The 3454-nt window shown below is 47.6% G+C and carries 4 protein-coding genes; all 4 read left to right on the plus strand.

What is annotated here, in order from left to right; translation table 11 throughout:
- Positions 1-505: phage terminase large subunit (gene terL / locus M0Q24_RS11510; RefSeq protein ID WP_295050797.1), on the plus strand; the 505-nt coding region annotated here is incomplete at its 5' end.
- A gap of 12 nt (positions 506-517) precedes the next feature.
- The gene (locus M0Q24_RS11515; protein WP_295050799.1) at positions 518-2500 is read left to right on the plus strand and encodes a hypothetical protein; all 1983 of its coding nucleotides are present in this window, start codon (positions 518-520) and stop codon (positions 2498-2500) included.
- Complete coding sequence (locus M0Q24_RS11520; protein ID WP_295050800.1) at positions 2497-2787, plus strand: hypothetical protein; 291 nt, start codon at positions 2497-2499, stop codon at positions 2785-2787. Before M0Q24_RS11515 ends, M0Q24_RS11520 begins: the two co-directional genes overlap by 4 nt.
- On the plus strand, positions 2784-3454 hold a 671-nt coding region (locus tag M0Q24_RS11525; protein ID WP_295050802.1), incomplete at its 3' end, for a hypothetical protein. The genes M0Q24_RS11520 and M0Q24_RS11525, both read left to right, overlap by 4 nt.

Raw genomic sequence — 3454 nt, forward strand, 5'->3', positions numbered from 1 at the left:
GGGTATCAAAGACGAAGAGATTAACGACCCGACAAGCTGCACAATGTGGCATGCACACGACATCAAAATCTATCTGGCTGACCGTTTTAACCGTCGCCTGCAGTTTCCTGATCTTCGTCGCGCGGTTCAATCATTGGCCGAGAGAGACAACCCGAATTACATTCTGATCGAGGATAAAGGCAGCGGGCAGCAGTTGTTACAGGTATTGCAGCGTGAAACACGCCTACCGGTAATTGGTGTTATGCCAAAAGGCGGCAAATACGCAGAGTCGAAGATAGCTAGAGCGCAGGGTGTGAGTGGCCTGATAGAGTCCGGCCGTGTCTGTTTGCCAGAATCTGCGCCATGGCTTGTCGATTATGAGTCTGAAATAGCAGCGTTCCCGAACGCGCCACACGACGATGATGTTGACTCAACCACGCAGGCGCTCAAATTCCTGTCTGAGCGTCTGCACAAAAGAGTGTCTGGCGAAACCAGCACCAATAACCGCCCCCTGGCGGCAATGTAAAGGAAAAACCGAATGCAGCTACTCGAAGAATATCAGAAGCGTAAAAAAATCAAAGTCAGCGATGAAGATCTGTTCGACATGGTTTCGTCAGATAAGGACGAAGCAGAGCGCTATTTTGACGCGCACATTGCACCATCGATCATTCGGCGCTACGAACTGTTACATAGTAATAAGCAATATTACGAAAAGCTCTTTCCAAAACTATCAGAAGCCTCATCGTTCTCTGCAACCGACGTTAAAGACATCGTCGAATGGCTCATGCCGTCGTTTACTGAAGTCTATTTTGGTGCTGACAAGATCGTAGGCATTTTTGGCCGCACTCCCGACGATGATCCAGAAGTATTGGAAAAGGTCATTCAATACCAGATGCAGACTCAGAACAATGGTTACGTGATTATTGATCAGTGGATCAGAGATGCGGTGGAGTCTGGCCTTGGTGTAACAAAACTGGATTGGGAAATAGTAGAAGAAAAAAAACTGAATTGGTATCAGGCGACTGCTGCTGAGTTTTATTCAATACCGGTTGAGATTGCTGAGCAGTCGATTAAAAAGGTTGAAGCACTTCCTGACGGCACATATAAACTGCTTGTGCGTGAGCGAGTGAAAACCAAAGATCAACCGGTGCTAAGAAATATTAAACCAGGCGAATACATCTTTCTTCCTGACGAGGACAATTCAGGCCGGAACGTGTTTGAGTGCTACCGTCACTACATGCTCTATGACGACATTAGGCGTATGGGAAAGACCGGGGCCTGGAAAAACACTGAAGACGATTTCCCGTTTGTCGATACCGAAGCAGGGCAGACAAACTCGATGGATACTATATTCGATGCTATTCGCAACTATCAAGGCGAAGACGATCAGCGCGAAGGTTATCTTGATGTCAGCACCAGAGAAGGCCAGGAAGGCAGACGGCGTGTCATTGTTTATGATTGCTACGGAAAGTATGACGTTGACGGTGATGGTCTGCTCGAAAATGTTCACGCCATAATCTGCAATGGCCGGGTGTTGTTTGCTGAAATCAACGAATACGAGCGTAACCCATTTTTTACTATTTCCTTCTACGCGAATAGCTACCAGAAATGGAAAGAAGCTGTCGCCGATTATTTGCAGGACATTCAAGACCTGAAAACGGCACTTATCAGGCAAATCATCATAAACACCGCTATCAACAACAACAGGTCTTTTGGAGTTGATATAAACCAACCCGCCGCGATAGAGGATATTCAATCGGGCAAGCAGATGATAAGGGTGGAGTTAAACGGTCAAAAAAGTATCAGCGACTTGCTCCAGGCAATGCCGAAATATGAACTGGCTCCAGAAACAATGCCGCTGATTGAAATTGCAGGGAACTGGTCTGAGCAGCGCACAGGGATAACGAAATATAATCAAGGTCTCGACAGCGACAGCCTGAACAAAACTGCAACTGGTATTACAAAGATCATGGCAGCATCTCAGCAGAGAACGCGCAAGATGGCCCGCGATGGTGCTGAAAATGGCATGGTTCCTCTCTACAAGCATCTGATTACACTCGACAAGAAACACCTGGACAAAGAATTCGCTTTCCGGCTGACGAACCAGTATTACGAGTTCCACCCCGATGACATCAAGGGAGAATTCGATGTGCAGGTAACAAGCAACATAGGTCTGCAGGATAAACAGCTCACCGTTCAAAATCTGATGCTGATGTTTGCTCAGATTCTTCCCCCGTTACTACAAATGGGGGCTGCATCACCGCAGGGCATGTATGAGACAGCAAAGCAGATTATCGAAGAGATGGGATTCACGAACCCTGACAAGTTCATCGGGATAGAAGCCGGGCAGGCAGGCGCAGCAATGCAGACTCAGGCATTGTTGCAACAGTTACCGCAAATGCTCGGTCAGATTCTGCAGTCAGCAGGTCTTGATCCAGAGACAGGCGCGAAGATTACCCAGGCGCTTATGGCTGGAATCCAACAAGCGCCGGCAACCACAGTTGAGGGAGTAGCGGCATGACATTAGATGAAAAGGAAATTGAGCTCTTACGCAAAACATACGAGATCGGCAACAAGGCTGAGGCAGTTAAGGACGTTATCAGTGCTGTTTGTGAGAGTATCATCGAACGCTGTAAAAATGAGTTTTCCACAATGCCGATAAATTATTATCAGAATATTGATAATAACCCGATTATTATGCTACAATTAAAAATAGCAACGGCCCGAAGCTTCAAGACCGCCGTTGAATCAGCGATTCTGGCGGGCAAAGAAGCCGGATCAAAACTGAAGATGGAGGCGCACAAATGACCGGAGAAACCGACACAACAAAATCCACTCCTGACCTCGATGCAGAGACCCTTAAGAATTTTCTCAGCGCTCGTGACGAAGGAGATGCCGACTCGCAATCTGACAAACTTTCAGACGACAATAACGATGAAGAGTTCGACGAAGATAACGATGATGACTTCGAAGAAGGCGACGAAGACGAGGCCGGCGATGATGAAGACGAAGAAGAAGCCAACGACGAAGAAGACGAAGACGATGCCGAAGACGAAGACGAAGACGACTCAGACGAATCTGAAGGTTCAGGCAAAACTGATGACACCGCCACCGGCGATGACAAAGAAGCTGGCGAGAAAAAAACGCAGTCATCTGCGTCTGCCGACACTGCCGAGCCGAGCCTCGAAGAAGAACTGAAGACCGGTATTAAACCCGATTTTATACCCGGTAGCAAAGAATTCTTTCAGGCTACTGCCGAAGAAGCCAAAGCGAAGATAGTAGAAGAGCTTGGCGAGTTTGACGAGTATAACCCTGATCACATCGCCAGATTCAACTATTTTGTGGCTGAAGCACAGGCTAATCGCAAGGCTGAATACCAGGGTGCTGTAGAAATCATCAAACAGGTCCGCGAACAGCGTGTTGCTCAGCGGCGTGCTATCGAGACTCAGAAACAGGTAGATAAGCAAATCGAGTC

It is taken from the genome of Sulfurimonas sp. (genome assembly GCF_023228785.1).
Classification (GTDB): Bacteria; Campylobacterota; Campylobacteria; order Campylobacterales; family Sulfurimonadaceae; genus Sulfurimonas.